This is a genomic window from Streptomyces sp. R21 (assembly GCF_041051975.1).
Classification (GTDB): domain Bacteria; phylum Actinomycetota; class Actinomycetes; order Streptomycetales; family Streptomycetaceae; genus Streptomyces.
Genome location: NZ_CP163435.1, coordinates 5,424,010 through 5,438,967, shown reverse-complemented (window position 1 = coordinate 5,438,967; position 14,958 = coordinate 5,424,010). Strand labels below are relative to the sequence as shown.

Below are 14,958 nucleotides of genomic sequence, written 5' to 3'. Positions count from 1 at the left end.
CGATCCCGTGCGGGCGAGGGAGGTCCCATGACCGACGACACGATCCTTGCGGCGGGCTGCGTCCTGTGGCGCCGCTCCCCCGTCGACGGTGAGCTGGAGATCGCCGTCGTCCACCGCCCGAAGTACGACGACTGGTCGCACCCCAAGGGCAAGCTGAAGCGCGGCGAGGCCCCGCTGGCCGGCGCGCTCCGCGAGGTCGAGGAGGAGACAGGCTTTCGCTGCGAGCCCGGCGCCCGGCTCCCCTCGGTCCTCTACTACGCGGGCGGCCGCCGCAAGACGGTGAGCTACTGGGCCGCCGAGGCCACCGAGGGCCACTTCACGCCCAACCGCGAGGTGGACCGCCTGCGCTGGCTCTCCCCGGCCGCCGCCCGCACCCGCCTGACCCAGCCCCGCGACCAGGACCTGGTCGACGAGCTCCTGGCCGTGCTGCGCCACGCGTGAATCCGGCGGAGTCTGTAGGTGTGACTCACGGGAAAGCAGAGGCGAACGAGGGATGTCCGGAACCCCGTCGACGTACCCACGCGATCGGACCTGACCGGTTGCGTACAGTCACCAACCACGTATGAGCGGCCGGAATGACTCCGTGTCCTCGGCGTAAGCGTTCCGTTACCTCACCGCACCGTCCGCAGGGGTTCACCCCCCGTTCACTTCTGGCCATCGGCGCCTTCACCTGATCTGCCTAATTTCGGCCTTACCGATGCGAGAGGCGTCCTGGATGCCTCCCCTTCGTCACGCAGACTCCGCACGCCGCCGAATTCAGGACGGCGGCTCCTGGAAGGAACTCCCTCAGTGAAGCTTCAGCGCATGAACCGGCGGGCCCTCACCCTCGGTGCTCTCGCCGTCTCCGGCGCCCTGGCCCTCACGGCGTGCGGCTCCGACGACACGGGCAGCAAGGACAACGGCGGCGGCAAGACCGCCACCGCCGCTGCCGGCTCGATCAAGTGTGACGACGCCAAGGGCCAGCTCCTCGCCGACGGCTCGTCTGCGCAGAAGAACGCGATCGACGCCTGGGTCAAGGCCTTCACGCAGGCCTGCTCGGGCGTGCAGATCAACTACAAGGGCGGCGGCTCCGGCGCCGGTGTGACCGCGTTCACCCAGGGCCAGGTCGCCTTCGCCGGTTCCGACTCGGCGCTCAAGCCCGAAGAGGTCACCGCCTCCAAGAAGGTCTGCAACGGTGGCACGGGCATCGACCTCCCGATGGTCGGCGGCCCGATCGCCGTCGGCTTCAACGTTCCCGGTGTCGAGAAGCTGGTGCTGGACGCCCCGACCCTCGCGAAGATCTTCGACAGCAAGATCAGCAAGTGGAACGACGAGGCGATCAAGAAGCTGAACCCCGACGCGAAGCTTCCCGACCTCAAGATCCAGGCGTTCCACCGCTCGGACGAGTCCGGCACCACGGACAACTTCACCAAGTACCTGATCGCCGCGACGCCCGACAACTGGAAGTACTCCGGCGGCAAGGCCTGGCAGGCCAAGGGCGGCCAGTCCGCTCCGCAGTCCTCCGGTGTCGCCCAGCAGGTCAAGCAGACCTCCGGCGCGATCGGCTACATGGAGCTCTCGTACGCCAAGGACGGCATCAAGGCGGCCGCCATCGACACGGGTGCCTCCGCGCCGGTCGAGGCCACCATCGAGAACACCACCAAGGCCATCGCGGACGCCAAGGTCGTCGGCACGGGCAGTGACCTCTCGCTCGAGCTGAACCGCGCGACCAAGGCCGAGGGCGCCTACCCGATCACCCTGGTCACCTACGAGATCGTCTGCGACAAGGGCAACAAGGCCGACACCCTGCCCGCGACGAAGGCGTTCCTGCGCTACATCGCCAGCGAGGACGGCCAGAAGGTCCTCTCCGGCATCGACTACGCGCCGATCCCGACCGAGATCATCGCCAAGGTCCGTACGACCATCGACGCCCTGAGCTAATCCCAGCGTGCGGTCCGGCCCCTCGCGGGGCCGGGCCGCACCGTCCGGTGCACCGCCGCCTGGAGCCGCACAGCGTGCGTCTCCGCAGACCGGAGATCCTGATGGACATATCGACACAGAGCACAGACGCTCCTCCCCCCTCCCCCCAGCCTTCCGTGACCGAGCAGAAGCGCTCGAGCCACGGCGCCACCCGCCCCGGAGACCGGATCTTCCTCGGTCTCTCCCGTGGGTCCGGCATCTTCCTCCTGGTGATCATGGCCGCCATCGCGGTCTTCCTCACCTACCGTGCGTCCCTCGCCATCAGCAAGGACCACGGCAACTTCCTCACCACCTTCGAGTGGAACACCAACCTCGTCCCGCCGACCTTCGGCATCGCGGTACTGGCCTTCGGCACGGTGATCTCCTCGATCATCGCCATGGTCCTCGCGGTCCCGATCGCCGTCGCCATCGCGCTGTTCATCACGCACTACGCCCCGCGCCGCTTCGGCGGCCCCGTCGCGTACGTGATCGACCTGCTCGCCGCCGTGCCGTCCATCGTGTACGGCCTGTGGGGCGCCCTCATCCTCGTCCCGCACATGACCGGCCTCTACGGCTGGCTGGACACCTACCTCGGCTGGACCGGCATCTTCTCCTGGCAGGGCGGCGCCCCGCGCTCCATGCTCACCGTCGGCATCCTGCTCGCGATCATGATCCTGCCGATCATCACCAACGTGAGCCGCGAGGTCTTCCGGCAGGTCCCGCAGATGCACGAGGAAGCCGCGCTGGCCCTCGGCGCCACGCGCTGGGAGGTCATCCGCATGTCGGTGCTGCCCTTCGGCCGCTCCGGCGTGATCTCCGCCTCGATGCTCGGCCTCGGCCGCGCCCTCGGCGAGACGATGGCCGTCGCCACCGTGCTGTCGCCGGACTTCCTGATCCACGGCAGCCTGCTGGACCCGGGCGGCGGCACGTTCGCGCAGAACATCGCCAGCAAGTTCGGCGAGGCGACGGAGCAGGGCCGTGACGCCCTCATCGCCTCCGGTCTGGTGCTGTTCGTCATCACCCTGCTGGTCAACGGCGCGGCCCGCGCGATCATCGCCCGCCGCAAGGAGTACTCGGGGGCCAACGCATGAGCCACGCCGTCACCGAAAAGCGCCCCAGCACCCTGCGCGGCGCGCGCCTGCCCAAGTGGGGGCCGTGGGCGATCGCCGCCGGCTCCGTCGTCGTCGCGATCGGCATCGGCCTCGCCGCCGGCCTCGACAGCAAGGTCCAGTGGGGCCTGATCGCCGCGATCCTCTTCCTCCTCGGCACGTTCGGCATCGCCGCCCGTATCGAGGGCCGCCGCCAGGCCAAGGACCGCATCGCCACTTCGCTGGTCTGGGTCGCGTTCCTCATCGCCGTCGTCCCGCTGGCCTCCCTGGTCTGGGTGACCGTGGCCCGCGGCGTGAAGGTCTTCAACGTCTACTTCCTGACCCACTCGATGGGCGTGGTCGCCGACTCCGAGACCGGCGGCGGTATCTACCACGCCATCATCGGCACCCTGGAGCAGGTCGGCCTCGCCACCCTGATCGCCGCGCCGATCGGCGTGCTCACCGCCGTCTACCTCGTGGAGTACGGCCGCGGGAAGCTCTCCGCGGCCATCACGTTCTTCGTCGACGTGATGACCGGCATCCCCTCGATCGTCGCGGGCCTGTTCATCCTCAGCCTGATGCTGATGTTCGACATGCAGCCCTTCGGCTTCGCCGGCTCGCTCGCGCTGGCCATCCTGATGATGCCGGTCGTGGTCCGCTCCACCGAGGAGATGCTCAAGCTCGTACCGAACGAGCTGCGCGAGGCGTCCCTGGCGCTCGGCGTGCCCAAGTGGCGCACCATCCTCAAGGTGGTCCTGCCGACCTCCATCGGCGGCATCACCACCGGCATCATGCTGGCCATCGCCCGTATCACCGGCGAGACCGCGCCCGTACTGCTGCTGGTGTGGGGCACGAACTTCATCAACACCAACCCCTTCGAGGGTGCGCAGGCGTCGCTGCCGCTGTACATCTACCAGCAGTACGCGAACAGTGCGGGCTCCAACGCCGCGTACGACCGCGCATGGGCGGCGGCGCTCGCACTGATCGCCTTCGTGATGATCCTCAACCTGGTGGCCCGCGGCATCGCCCGCTGGAAGGCCCCCAAGACGGGCCGCTGACGCGGCCGATCGGCGACCCGACGTACTTCCCCTCGAAAGAAGCAGTGATCCCCATGGCCAAGCGAATCGACGTAAGCGGTCTGACCGCCTACTACAGCGCGCACAAGGCGATCGAAGACATCTCCATGACCGTCGAGCCCCGTTCGGTGACGGCCTTCATCGGCCCCTCCGGCTGCGGCAAGTCGACGTTCCTGCGCACCCTCAACCGTATGCACGAGGTCACCCCCGGCGGCCGCGTCGAGGGCAAGGTGCTCCTGGACGACGAGGACCTCTACGGCTCCGGCATCGACCCGGTGTCCGTGCGCCGCGAGGTCGGCATGGTCTTCCAGCGCCCGAACCCGTTCCCCACCATGTCGATCTTCGACAACGTGGCGGCGGGCCTGCGGCTCAACGGCTCGTACAAGAAGTCGGAGCTGGCGGACGTCGTCGAGAAGTCCCTCAAGGGCGCGAACCTCTGGAACGAGGTCAAGGACCGCCTGAACAAGCCGGGTTCCGGTCTCTCCGGCGGCCAGCAGCAGCGCCTGTGCATCGCCCGCGCGATCGCGGTCGAGCCGAAGGTCCTCCTCATGGACGAGCCCTGCTCGGCCCTGGACCCCATCTCCACCCTCGCGATCGAGGACCTGATCGGTGAGCTGAAGGAGCGCTTCACGATCGTCATCGTGACGCACAACATGCAGCAGGCCGCCCGCGTCTCCGACCGCACCGCGTTCTTCAACCTCTCCGCGGTCGGCCAGCCCGGCCGGCTCATCGAGATAGACGACACGGAGCGGATCTTCTCCAACCCGTCCGTCCAGGCCACCGAGGACTACATCTCGGGCCGCTTCGGCTGAGCCACCAAGACCCCTCGCGGTGCTGCATGGCGGTGCCACCGCGAGGACGAGAAGGGCCCGCCCCCTGGCTCCCAGGGGGCGGGCCCGTTTCACGTCCGAGGGCTTGGCCCCTACAGGAACGCCAGGTTCACGATCCAGAAGCTGCACGCAGCCACCAGCCCGGCCGCGGGCATCGTGATGAACCAGCCCAGGATGATGTTCTTGGCAACACCCCACCGCACGGCCTTCACACGCTTCGTCGCACCGACGCCCATGATGGCCGAGGTGATGACATGCGTCGTCGAGATCGGCGCCTTGAAGATGAACGCCGTGGCGAACATGATCGACGCACCGGTCGTCTCCGCGGCGAACCCCTGCGGCGGATCCAGCTCGATGATCTTGCGACCGAGCGTCCGCATGATCCGCCAGCCACCCGCGTACGTACCCAGCGAGAGCATCAGCGCGCAGGCGATCTTCACCCACACGGGAATCGGATCGTCGGCCCCCTGCACATCCCCGATGACCAGGGCCATCACCACGATGCCCATCGTCTTCTGGGCGTCCTGGAGACCGTGCCCGAGCGCCATACCTGCCGCAGACACCGTCTGCGCGATACGGAAACCGCGCTTGGCCTTGTGCGGGTTGGACCGCCGGAACAGCCACATGATCGCGCACATCACGAGGTAACCGGCGACCAGACCGACCACCGGCGACAGGAACATCGGGATGACGACCTTGTCGAGGACGCCGGACCAGATGACATCCGTACCGCCCGCGAGCGCCGCGCCCACCATGCCGCCGAACAGGGCGTGCGAGGAGGACGAGGGAAGGCCGAAGTACCAGGTGACGAGGTTCCACACGATCGCGCCGATGAGCGCGGCGAACAGAATCCCCATCCCCTTGGAGCCGTCGGGCGTCTCGATCAGGCCCTTGCTGACCGTGTGTGCGACCCCGCTGCCCAGGAAGGCACCGGCGAGGTTCATCACGGCGGCCATCGCGAGCGCGGCCCGCGGCGTCAGCGCGCGCGTCGAGACCGAGGTCGCGATCGCGTTCGCGGAGTCGTGGAAGCCGTTGGTATAGGTGAAGCCGAGCGCGACGGCGATCGTCACGACCAGAGCGAAGGTGTCCATGAAGGGGTCAGGACTCCTTGACGGCGATGGTCTCGACCGTGTTCGCCACGTGCTCGAACGCGTCCGCCGCCTCCTCCAGCACGTCCACGATCTGCTTGAGCTTCAGCACCTCGATGGCGTCGTACTTGCCGTTGAAGAGTGTGGCGAGCAGCTTGCGGTGGATCTGGTCGGCCTGGTTCTCCAGCCGGTTGACCTCGATCCAGTACTCGGTGAGGTTGTCCATGGTGCGGAGGTTCGGCATCGCCTCCGCGGTCAGCTCGGCCGCGCGGGCCAGCACCTCGATCTGCTGCTCCACGCCCTTCGGCAGTTCCTCCACGTTGTAGAGGACGACCAGGTCGACGGCCTCCTCCATGAAGTCCATGATGTCGTCGAGGGACGACGCGAGGTTGTAGATGTCCTCACGGTCGAACGGCGTGATGAACGAGGAGTTCAACTGGTGGAAGATCGCGTGCGTGGCGTCGTCACCGGCGTGTTCCGCTGCCCGCATACGCTCTGCGATCTCGGCCCGGCCGGCGGTGTCCGCCCCGAGCAATTCCATGAGGAGCTTCGAGCCCGTGACGATGTTGTCCGCGGAGGCGGAGAACATGTCGTAGAAGCTCGTCTCCCTGGGGGTCAGACGAAAGCGCACGTGGGGTCCTCGGGGTGCTTCGGTTTCGGTCAGGCTGATGCTAGGCGCATCATCCGGCCACGGCTAATGGGCCGTCCCCCAGTGTCGCCCATCAGGCACAGTGATCAGCACGGGGGCGGTACGGGGTCCGGCCGGGGCCGTCACCAACAGCCCTATACCCTGCAAAGTTCGATACCATATACCCTCTAGGGGTATCTGTCGCACCGGATATGCAGCCGTTACCCGGTGCCCGATACAAGGAGGACGCGATGACGACCACCGAGGCCGGCGCGACGGCGCCCTCCGGCGAGTCCGACGAGGCGGCCGTGATCGAGGTCGTCACCGACCACGACCGCGGTGTGCACGGCTACCACAAGCAGAAGGACGAGCACCTCAAGCGGCTGCGCCGGATCGAGGGCCAGATCCGCGGCCTGCAGCGCATGGTCGACGAGGACACCTACTGCATCGACATACTCACCCAGGTCTCCGCCTCCACGAAGGCCCTGCAGTCCTTCGCGCTCCAGCTGCTGGAGGAACACCTGCGCCACTGCGTCGCCGATGCCGCGCTCAAGGGCGGCACCGAGATCGACGCGAAGGTCGAGGAGGCCACGAAGGCGATCGGGCGGCTGCTGCGCACCTGAGTGGCACGGGGGCGGAGGTGGGACGTGGCGGGGGCCCGGCCACGCCTGGGTTCGCAGGGGCTAGTTCACGCCACTGTCCTCGGACGAGGACTCGTGGGCGCGCTCTTCGGCCACTTTCAGCACCTCGTCGATGCTCTCAAGGCTGAGCCTGTCCTCGCGCGCCGCCGAGGCCGCGATGATCAGTTCGCCGCACAGCTCGATCTCGGCGAGGGCCACGTGGTCCTGAACTGCCGTACCGCCGACCGGAGCCACGTGCATCACCTCTTCCTGCCGTCACCGACTTCCTAGAGTAGGGAGCGGCCTACGCACCGCGCATGGCACGGAAGGGCCATTTCCGGCCCCCCAACTCCTCCTACGCTCCCCCCACCGCGGCTACCCGCGAGGGCCCCACCCACTCCGCCCCGCCGCTTCCCCTCTCGTCCCCTACTCCGCGATCTTCCCGGCGAAGATGTCCCGGGACTGCGGCAGCCGTACGTCGGCGGGGACCCCGAAGTCGTACAGCAGAGTCGTCGAGGCGACCGCGACGGTGCCCTTCTGCTGTCCGTTCACGAAGCTGAAGCGGTGCCGGACCTTGCGGATGCGCCCCTGGTCGTCGAGGTAGACGTCGAACGGCACTTCAGCGGTGGCGAACCCTTTCGCCGCCGCCCGCAGCGCGTTCCGGTTGCCCTTCGACGCGCTCCTCGCGGCCACCGTCAGGTCGGCGGTGCCGCGGTAGTGGCGCACCGGCGTCCCGGCGACCTCGGTCCTCCCGACGTACGTCGCCGTCCGCGCCCCCCGCAGCAACTCGGCGGCGGCGAACGGATCGGTGGCGCCGCCCGTCACCAGGTTCCCGTCGGCGAGGCCGGCCGTGTCGACGCGCACCCATTTGTCGGCGGGGACACCGGCGCCGCGGTTCTTCATGAACAGGGCGCCCGGGGCGAGGAGTTCGGTGATCGGCCGGTGCTCGCTGGTGCCCGCCGGGTCCTGCGGCAGCAGCACCTTCATCCGGCCCAGCTGCTTCGTGTAGTCGTACACACCCTCGCCGCGGATGGTGACGCGGGTGCCGCCGGTGGCCATCTCCATCGACGTACGGGTCTTGGAACTGCCCGCGCTCACCAGGGCGTCCGCGGCCCGGTGCAGGGCGTCGACGGGGGCGGCCCCGGCCCGCGCGTCCTCGGCATCGCCCCCGCCGCCCGCGCATCCGGTGGCACAGACCATGAGCCCCGCCGCCGCTGCCGCGAGAACGGCTCCGCCCGTACGCCGCCTGTGCTGCTGCCCCACCATCGCCTGCCGACCCCCAGCCGGTCCGTACCGGGCCCTTCCGTTGTCCGGTTAACGACGGGTAGGGGCCGCCGTCACGCGGCGGGATGCCCCGCCGCGGAGCGGCTGACGTCAACGCACTTGCCTTGGGTAACGTTGTCGGTGTGGCGCAGCACGACGAGGTCGACACCTCCGCGGAACACCGGACGACGACGATCGAGCAGGGGCGCTTCTGCATGGCCCGCTGCATCTGCGGCTGGCGCGGCCCGGCCCGCCGGGCGCGGAGCCTTGCGAGAGCGGACGCGGAGGGACACGGGCAGGGCGGCTGAGCCGGGGACCCTTGGAACCCCTGGGGCCGGAGACTCGTCTCGTTCCACGGGAACCGACGGGAGACGAGGCACACATGCAACGGCGTACGTTCATAGGCGGGGCGGCGGCCGCGATCGCGGCGGCGACCACGTCCGCGTGCAACGGCGACAACGGGGGCGGCAAGGCGTCGGGCGTCGGCGAGAGCACCGGCACGTCGACCCGCACGGCCACCACGAGCACCCGCACGAGCACGAGCATGGCCACCGGTACCCGCGCCGCCGCCGCGAACCTGACCGCCCTCGCCAAGGACCTGGACGGCGCGCTGGTCCAGCCGGGCGACCGCGCCTGGGCGGCGGCCCGCCAGCTCTACAACACCCGCTTCGACTCCCTGAAGCCCACGGCCGTCGCGTACGTCGCGGGCACGGACGACATCCGCACGACGCTGGCGTACGCACACGCGCACAACGTCCAGGTGTCGATCCGCAACGGCGGCCACTCGTACGCCGGCTGGTCCTCCGGCAACGGCCGTCTCGTCCTCGACGTGTCCAAGCTGAACAAGATCCGCGCGAGCGGCGGCACGGCGGTCGTCGGTGCCGGCTCCAAGCTGATCGACGTCTACCGCGCCCTCGCCGCACAGGGCGTCACCATCCCCGCGGGCTCCTGCCCCACCGTCGGCGTCTCGGGCCTGACCCTCGGCGGCGGCCACGGCGTGGTCTCCCGTGCGTACGGCCTGACCTGCGACAGCCTCACCCAGGCGACGCTGATCACGGCGGACGGCAAGCAGCTCACCGCGAACGCCACTGAGAACAAGGACCTCTTCTGGGCGCTGCGCGGCGCGGGCAACGGCAACTTCGGTGTCGTCACCGAGCTGCGCTTCAGGACCCACCCGGCCCCGCAGGCCGTCTCGGCGTACATGACCTGGCCCTGGGCGAAGGCCGCCGCCGTGATCAAGGCCTGGCAGGAGTGGGGCCCGGACCAGCCGGACGAGATCTGGTCCTCGTGCCATCTCGCGAACGCGGCCGGGGGCACGCCCACGATCTCCATCGCCGCCTTCTCGCTCGGCACGTACGGCGAACTCCAGAACGCGGTGGACCGCCTGGCGGACAGGATCGGCGCCCCCGCGCGCAGCGTTTCCCTGAAGCGACGCTCGTACGAGGACTCGATGGAGGTGTACGCGGGCTGCTCCTCGTTCGCCACGGACGCCCAGTGCCACCTGCCGGGCACGACCCCCGGCCGCTCCCCGCAGGGCGCGCTGGGCCGCGAGACGTACGCGGCCCGCTCGGACTTCTTCGACCGCTCGATCTCGGCGACCGGTATCCAGGCCCTGATGAAGCAGATGACGACGGTACGGGGCGGCGCGGGCAGTATCGCGCTGACGGCTCTCGGCGGTGCGATCAACCGGGTCGCGCCCACCTCGACGGCCTTCGTCCACCGCCGCTCGCGGATGCTCGCCCAGTACATCGTCTCCTGGCAGGCGGGCACCTCCGGCACGACAGCGCAGTCCTGGCTGACCACGGCCCACACGGCCATGAAGCCCTACGCCTCGGGCGCCGCCTACCAGAACTACACCGACCCCACCCTCACCAACTGGCGTGAGGCGTACTACGGCCCGGCGGCGGCCCGTCTGAAGACGTTGAAGAACCAGTACGACCCGAACCGCTTCTTCACGTTCCCGCAGGCGCTGTAACCCAGCCCTACGCGGCCAGATCCCGCTCCTCGGCCGACGCCCCCGTCCGGGCCCCCGGAATCAGCGCTTCCTGCCCGGCAGGGTCGCCGCCCCGGGCCCGGACCAGCCAGGACCCCCGCCGGGACCCCTCCACCGCCTTGATCACCGGCGTCAGCATCAGCATGGCAAGCGGCGACAACAGCAGGGCGACCGCCGTGCCCAGGGCGAACCCGCCCACGACGTCGGTCGGGTAGTGCACGCCCATGTACACCCGGCAGAACCCTTCGAGCAGCGCCAGCCCGATCCCCAGCAGCCCGAACTTCCGGTTGGCGACGAACAGCCCGACGCCCATCGCCATGGTGATCGTCGCGTGATCACTCACGAAGGAGAAGTCGGTCTTGCCGCTGACGAGCACATCGAGGCCCCGGTGGTCGACAAAGGGCCGGGGCCGCGCGACAAACCCCCGTATCGGCACGTTCACGAGTACGGCGATCCCGGCGGCGAGCGGCGTCCACACCAGCGCGGCCACGGACGACGCGGCGTTCTCGTCACCCCGCCGCCGGACGGTCCACCAGCACCACAGCACGAGCAGCACCATGGCGAGCAGCAGCCCGTACTCCCCGACGAACTCCATGACGCGGTCGAACCAGTGCGGCGCGTCCTTGGCCAGGCCATTGATGTCGTAGAGCAGGTCGACGTCGGGGTTGGAACCGGATTCGGCGAGTCCAGCCATGGTGCTGCGGCCCCTTCGTCGTCATGTTCGTCGTGCCTGCGCGGGCGCACCTTTCGCGCGCCGCTTGTCCCACCCCCGTGGTCGTAGACCCGTGTCGAAGACCCGCTCCTACGTGAGCGTCCCGTGCACTGGTCGGTACACCGCTCCAGGAAAAGGAACGCACGGCTCCCTTCAATACGTTCCACACTCCACCGAATGATCACGCAGACGTTATCGAAGAGAGACACATTGCCGCAGCTCAGGGGGTGGGTTCACGGTCGGTTCACACCGTGGTCGGCAATGCTTTCGCGCCATCCTCGGTGACCCGGGTCGCGCCGAAGTAGTCGGGGGTGTCGACGGGGTCGAAGCGGATGACGGCGCCCGGTTTCGGCGCATCGATCATGTATCCGCCGCCGACATAAATCCCTACATGCCGGATGGCCCGTGAATTGGTGAGGTCGTCCGAGAAGAACACCAGATCCCCCGGAAGCAGCTCTTCGCGCTTGGGATGCGGCCCGGCGTTGTACTGGTCGTTCGCGACCCGCGGCAGGGTGACCCCGACACTCTCGAACGCGGCCTTCGTCAGCCCCGAGCAGTCGAAGCGTCCGCCCTGGTCGGAGGTGCCGTTGCCGCCCCACAGGTAGGGAGTGCCGAGCTTCTTCTGCGCGTAGTAGATCGCGCCGGCCGCCTGCTTCGAGGGATCCACCCGGTTCACGGGCGCGGCGAAACTCTTCTCCAGACTCGTAATCGTCTTCACGTAGTTCTGCGTTTCGCTGTACGGCGGCACACCCCCGTACTTGATGACGGCGTACGCCCCCGCGTTGTACGCGGCGAGCATGTTCTCCGTCTGGTTGCCGGGCGCGTCCTTCACGTACGAGGCGAGCTTGCAGTCGTAGGAGGCGGCCGATGGAATCGCGTCATTCGGGTCCCAGACGTCGCGGTCGCCGTCGCCGTCGCCGTCGATTCCGTGCGTGGCCCAGGTCCCCGGAATGAATTGCGCTATTCCTTCCGCCTTCGCCGGACTCTTCGCGTTCGGATTGAACCCGCTCTCCTGATACAGCTGGGCGGCCAGCAGCGCGGGATTGATGGCGGCGCAGAGGTTGCCCCACTTCTGCACGACCGTCTGGTACGCGGCCGGTACGGCGCCCTTGGCGAGCCCGACCGCACCCTGCCCGACCCCGGCCGCGAGGTTCCCCGCGACCATGTAGACGCCGACGACGAGCAGCATCACGAAGCCGAGCCCTGCCGCGGCGGCAGCGGTCGCTACGATCCATGCCTTACGCACCGTCAACCGCCCCTCGCCGACCAGGAGTCCGCCGACCGTCAGTGTAGAGGCGGCCCCGGCACTCCGGGACGATCATCCACAAGGAGAAACCGCACGTGGCGACCCCGCCCCAGCACCCGAACCCAGCCCAGGGCAACTCCTACGCACCGCAAGGCGGTTACGCGCCAAACCAGCCCGCGTACGGCCAGAACCCGCCGTACGGGCAGAACCCGTACGCACAGGGACAGCCGCCGCCGGCTCAGGGGCAGCAGCAGTACGCGCAAGGCCCCAACCCTTACGGCCAGCCGGGCGCCGCTGCCCCGACCACTCCCCCCTGCCGGATATGCGGGGCGCAGCCGGCCGGTGACATCACGATCCGTCAGCACACCGGGCTGCTGGTCGCGATGCGGTTCTCCAAGATGGAGGGCCCACTGTGCCGCTCGTGCGCGACCTCGATCCACCGGGACATGACGACGAAGACACTGGCGGGCGGCTGGTGGAGCGTGGGCTCGATCATCTTCTACGTCTGGTTCACCCTGCTGGCGAACCTGTACGCCCACACGAAGATCAAGAAGCTGCCGCAGCCCTCGCCGTCACCCGCGGGTGTCGTACTCCCCCCGGGCAAGCCGGTCTGGCAGCGCCCGCTCGCCTACGTGTGGCTGCTCCTGCCGCTGGGCTGGATCGCCGCGTTCATCGCCAACCAGGCGGGCTAGGGCCCTGGCGGCGCCGGGGGCCGCGGGCCGCGTGGGCCGCGGGTCATCCCGCAGCGGTCCTGTAGAGCGCGGCGGCCTCGTCCGCCAGCACCACGCTGTAGGAGATGTCGGCGGTGCTCCCGCCCGCCTCGTGCCCGCCGAGGATGCCGACGACATCGCCGTCGCCGTTCACCCAGGGGCTTCCGCTGGTGCCGCCGGTGAAGTCGGGACATTCGATGCGCTGCTGGGTGGCGCTGTGGGCGGTGGGCTTGTTGGTGCAGGTGATGGGTGTGTCGAGGGTGTTGGGGTAGCCGGTGACGGTGACGGCGGTGGCCCCGGTGGTGCGGTGGGCGGCGAAGCCGTTGCCTCCCACGACATCCTCGACGCCCTCCCCTTCGTCATTCTCGGCGAGAACGGCAAAGGCGACATCACTGTCCTCGTCCTGCCTCCCGGTCCAGGCGTCCCCGAGATAGGTCTTCTGGACCTCCCACACCCCGTACGGCGCCTTCCCGTCCCGATATCCGGGCGCGAACCGCAACCGCCCCCCACCATCCACACAGTGCGCGGCGGTGACGATCAGATCCCGCCCCTTGCTGCGCACGACGGACGCCGTACAGAAGTGCCCGTCGTCCAGATCGCCCTTGAAGAGCGCCCCGACGCGGTTGCTCTCCACCGTCGCGGCGGCCTGCACGGTCACCCCGAACGGCCCGGGCCCGTCATCCGCCGCCGCCAACGAGGACGACGTCGCCGCCAGCAGCACCACGGTGCCGAGCACCGAGTACCGCCGGGTTCCAATGAGACGCGTGAGGTGCTTCATCACTCACCACTGTGACCCACGGGGGTGAGAAATGTCCTTGTACGGGATTGGACCATCTTGAGAATTCTCTGTGCGGCGGACACTCCGCACCCTCCGGATACGCCGGTCCCTCGGCTTCCGCCGACGCCTGCGGGGGTACGTCGGTGCTGCCGAAGCCGGGCGGGAGGCGATCGGGTTCGGTGAGACCGTGGGCGGCGAGGACGGTTCGGAGGGTGACTCGGGCAATGCCCGGGGCGCGGGGACCGTGCGGGAGCTGGAGGGCACAGATCCGGGTGGGGGATACGGTGGCCCTGGAAGTCTCCGATCACGGAGGGGAGCCGGATGGTTCGCTTGGGTTACCAAGTGACCTTGTCGAGGCCATCGCCGGAATGACCGGCGCGCGCAAACGCGGCTGGTGGGAGGAGTGCCGGGACATCCTGCCGACCCGGCTGCTGGACCTGGCCGAGCTGGAACACCACGGCCACGCCCTGCGTACCGCCCACACATCAGGCATCCCGGGCCTTCTCCAGACGATGGACCACGGTGCCGGAACGATCCATTGCACCGAAAACAGCGCCCCACCGAGTCCATACTCTCTTCCACCCCCACCCCCACCCCCACTGCCTTCTCCGCCCTCCTCCTCGACTGAAGGACAAGAACTCCCGTGGCTGACATCCCCCCGAACCTCGACTGGATCCGCGCCGCCCCGGACGACGCGACCGGCCCCGGCCCCTGGATCGAGCTGGCCTTCGGCGAGGGCGAGGACGGCGACGCCCCGGTCTACATCCGCGAGACCAGCGACCCGGACAACGTGGTGACCACGAACCGCCGCAAGTGGGACGCCTTCGTACTCGGCGTCCAGGCAGGCGAGTTCGACCACTTCGTCGAGGGGCTGACGGAGGAGGACGAGAAGGCCTAGGCACCGGGGTCAAGCGAACCCTCGGGGGTGGGGTGGTGCGGGCGTCTGCCCGGGAGGTGGCTGTGGGGGCCGCCCGCACCACCCCACCCC

The 14,958-nt window shown here is 69.0% G+C and carries 17 protein-coding genes and 2 pseudogenes; 11 read left to right on the top strand and 8 right to left on the bottom strand.

The annotated features are described in order from the left end of the window. The first annotated feature begins 27 nt into the window (after nucleotides 1-27). The 5 genes from AB5J56_RS24265 to pstB all read left to right on the top strand — a co-directional run bounded on the left by AB5J56_RS24265 (nucleotide 28) and on the right by pstB (nucleotide 4,914). Nucleotides 28-441 (top strand): NUDIX hydrolase, encoded by a 414-nt coding sequence (locus AB5J56_RS24265; RefSeq protein ID WP_369234877.1) that lies wholly within the window; start codon nucleotides 28-30, stop codon nucleotides 439-441. 348 nt (nucleotides 442-789) lie between these two features. Continuing rightward, nucleotides 790-1,920 carry a phosphate ABC transporter substrate-binding protein PstS gene (pstS, locus tag AB5J56_RS24260; protein ID WP_369234875.1) on the top strand — a complete coding sequence of 377 codons (1,131 nt, stop codon included), beginning with the start codon at nucleotides 790-792 and terminating at the stop codon, nucleotides 1,918-1,920. A 101-nt stretch (nucleotides 1,921-2,021) separates the two neighbouring features. After that, nucleotides 2,022-3,029, top strand: a complete 1,008-nt coding sequence (gene pstC, locus AB5J56_RS24255) for a phosphate ABC transporter permease subunit PstC (RefSeq protein ID WP_369242741.1) — start codon at nucleotides 2,022-2,024, stop codon at nucleotides 3,027-3,029. Then, nucleotides 3,026-4,084, top strand: a complete 1,059-nt coding sequence (gene pstA, locus AB5J56_RS24250; RefSeq protein WP_369234873.1) for a phosphate ABC transporter permease PstA — start codon at nucleotides 3,026-3,028, stop codon at nucleotides 4,082-4,084. Before pstC ends, pstA begins: the two co-directional genes overlap by 4 nt. 53 nt (nucleotides 4,085-4,137) lie before the next feature. Then, nucleotides 4,138-4,914: a phosphate ABC transporter ATP-binding protein PstB gene (gene pstB / locus AB5J56_RS24245; protein WP_369234871.1), complete on the top strand. Its 777-nt coding sequence runs from the start codon at nucleotides 4,138-4,140 to the stop codon at nucleotides 4,912-4,914. 110 nt (nucleotides 4,915-5,024) lie between these two features. Here pstB and AB5J56_RS24240 read toward each other — a convergent pair whose 3' ends face one another. Beyond that, on the bottom strand, nucleotides 5,025-6,023 hold the full coding sequence (locus AB5J56_RS24240; RefSeq protein WP_369234869.1) for an anion permease: 999 nt from the start codon (nucleotides 6,021-6,023) through the stop codon (nucleotides 5,025-5,027). A 7-nt stretch (nucleotides 6,024-6,030) separates the two neighbouring features. Further along, nucleotides 6,031-6,651, bottom strand: coding sequence for a DUF47 domain-containing protein (locus tag AB5J56_RS24235; RefSeq protein ID WP_369234867.1), 621 nt, complete (start codon nucleotides 6,649-6,651; stop codon nucleotides 6,031-6,033). Nucleotides 6,652-6,899: 248 nt separating this feature from the next. On the opposite strand from AB5J56_RS24235, the gene AB5J56_RS24230 reads away from it, so the two are divergent. Next, nucleotides 6,900-7,271, top strand: a complete 372-nt coding sequence (locus AB5J56_RS24230; protein ID WP_369234865.1) for a metal-sensitive transcriptional regulator — start codon at nucleotides 6,900-6,902, stop codon at nucleotides 7,269-7,271. Nucleotides 7,272-7,331: 60 nt separating this feature from the next. On the opposite strand, the gene AB5J56_RS24225 is transcribed toward AB5J56_RS24230, so the two are convergent. After that, nucleotides 7,332-7,529, bottom strand: a complete 198-nt coding sequence (locus tag AB5J56_RS24225; RefSeq protein ID WP_369234863.1) for a hypothetical protein — start codon at nucleotides 7,527-7,529, stop codon at nucleotides 7,332-7,334. Nucleotides 7,530-7,694: 165 nt separating this feature from the next. After that, a complete protein-coding gene (locus tag AB5J56_RS24220) occupies nucleotides 7,695-8,534 on the bottom strand; it encodes a hypothetical protein (protein ID WP_369234861.1) in 840 nt (279 codons plus the stop codon). Between the two features lie 140 nt (nucleotides 8,535-8,674). Here AB5J56_RS24220 and AB5J56_RS24215 point away from each other — a divergent pair, with 140 nt between their 5' ends. Continuing rightward, nucleotides 8,675-8,839 (top strand): hypothetical protein, encoded by a 165-nt coding sequence (locus tag AB5J56_RS24215; protein ID WP_369234859.1) that lies wholly within the window; start codon nucleotides 8,675-8,677, stop codon nucleotides 8,837-8,839. A gap of 74 nt (nucleotides 8,840-8,913) precedes the next feature. Next, nucleotides 8,914-10,506, top strand: a complete 1,593-nt coding sequence (locus AB5J56_RS24210; protein WP_369234857.1) for an FAD-binding oxidoreductase — start codon at nucleotides 8,914-8,916, stop codon at nucleotides 10,504-10,506. Between the two features lie 7 nt (nucleotides 10,507-10,513). Here the strand turns inward: AB5J56_RS24210 and AB5J56_RS24205 are convergent, their stop codons facing one another. Beyond that, nucleotides 10,514-11,218 (bottom strand): phosphatase PAP2 family protein, encoded by a 705-nt coding sequence (locus tag AB5J56_RS24205; RefSeq protein ID WP_369234855.1) that lies wholly within the window; start codon nucleotides 11,216-11,218, stop codon nucleotides 10,514-10,516. Nucleotides 11,219-11,480: 262 nt separating this feature from the next. After that, entirely contained in the window at nucleotides 11,481-12,488 is a 1,008-nt protein-coding gene (locus tag AB5J56_RS24200) for an NlpC/P60 family protein (RefSeq protein WP_369234853.1), read from the bottom strand. A gap of 89 nt (nucleotides 12,489-12,577) precedes the next feature. On the opposite strand from AB5J56_RS24200, the gene AB5J56_RS24195 reads away from it, so the two are divergent. Further along, nucleotides 12,578-13,174 carry a hypothetical protein gene (locus tag AB5J56_RS24195; protein ID WP_369234851.1) on the top strand — a complete coding sequence of 199 codons (597 nt, stop codon included), beginning with the start codon at nucleotides 12,578-12,580 and terminating at the stop codon, nucleotides 13,172-13,174. Nucleotides 13,175-13,217: 43 nt separating this feature from the next. Here AB5J56_RS24195 and AB5J56_RS24190 read toward each other — a convergent pair whose 3' ends face one another. Then, complete coding sequence (locus AB5J56_RS24190) at nucleotides 13,218-13,970, bottom strand: serine protease (RefSeq protein WP_369234849.1); 753 nt, start codon at nucleotides 13,968-13,970, stop codon at nucleotides 13,218-13,220. A gap of 175 nt (nucleotides 13,971-14,145) precedes the next feature. Then, nucleotides 14,146-14,238 (bottom strand): annotated as a pseudogene (locus AB5J56_RS24185) (ATP-binding protein); the annotation flags it as partial. A 100-nt stretch (nucleotides 14,239-14,338) separates the two neighbouring features. On the opposite strand from AB5J56_RS24185, the pseudogene AB5J56_RS24180 reads away from it, so the two are divergent. Both AB5J56_RS24180 and AB5J56_RS24175 read left to right on the top strand, forming a co-directional pair. Beyond that, nucleotides 14,339-14,491, top strand: a pseudogene (locus AB5J56_RS24180) (transcriptional regulator); the annotation flags it as partial. Nucleotides 14,492-14,613: 122 nt separating this feature from the next. Continuing rightward, nucleotides 14,614-14,868 carry a DUF397 domain-containing protein gene (locus AB5J56_RS24175; RefSeq protein WP_369234847.1) on the top strand — a complete coding sequence of 85 codons (255 nt, stop codon included), beginning with the start codon at nucleotides 14,614-14,616 and terminating at the stop codon, nucleotides 14,866-14,868. Nucleotides 14,869-14,958: the final 90 nt, after the last annotated feature.

What these genes read in the sequence shown, in the direction of transcription:
- AB5J56_RS24210 (WP_369234857.1), top strand. Translation starts at nt 8,914, where the DNA reads ATGCAACGGCGTACGTTCATAGGCGGGGCGGCGGCCGCGATCGCGGCG.
- AB5J56_RS24220 (WP_369234861.1), bottom strand. Translation starts at nt 8,534, where the DNA reads ATGGTGGGGCAGCAGCACAGGCGGCGTACGGGCGGAGCCGTTCTCGCG.
- AB5J56_RS24240 (WP_369234869.1), bottom strand. Translation starts at nt 6,023, where the DNA reads ATGGACACCTTCGCTCTGGTCGTGACGATCGCCGTCGCGCTCGGCTTC.
- pstC (WP_369242741.1), top strand. Translation starts at nt 2,022, where the DNA reads ATGGACATATCGACACAGAGCACAGACGCTCCTCCCCCCTCCCCCCAG.
- AB5J56_RS24190 (WP_369234849.1), bottom strand. Translation starts at nt 13,970, where the DNA reads ATGAAGCACCTCACGCGTCTCATTGGAACCCGGCGGTACTCGGTGCTC.
- AB5J56_RS24205 (WP_369234855.1), bottom strand. Translation starts at nt 11,218, where the DNA reads ATGGCTGGACTCGCCGAATCCGGTTCCAACCCCGACGTCGACCTGCTC.
- pstA (WP_369234873.1), top strand. Translation starts at nt 3,026, where the DNA reads ATGAGCCACGCCGTCACCGAAAAGCGCCCCAGCACCCTGCGCGGCGCG.
- AB5J56_RS24265 (WP_369234877.1), top strand. Translation starts at nt 28, where the DNA reads ATGACCGACGACACGATCCTTGCGGCGGGCTGCGTCCTGTGGCGCCGC.
- pstB (WP_369234871.1), top strand. Translation starts at nt 4,138, where the DNA reads ATGGCCAAGCGAATCGACGTAAGCGGTCTGACCGCCTACTACAGCGCG.
- AB5J56_RS24225 (WP_369234863.1), bottom strand. Translation starts at nt 7,529, where the DNA reads ATGCACGTGGCTCCGGTCGGCGGTACGGCAGTTCAGGACCACGTGGCC.
- AB5J56_RS24230 (WP_369234865.1), top strand. Translation starts at nt 6,900, where the DNA reads ATGACGACCACCGAGGCCGGCGCGACGGCGCCCTCCGGCGAGTCCGAC.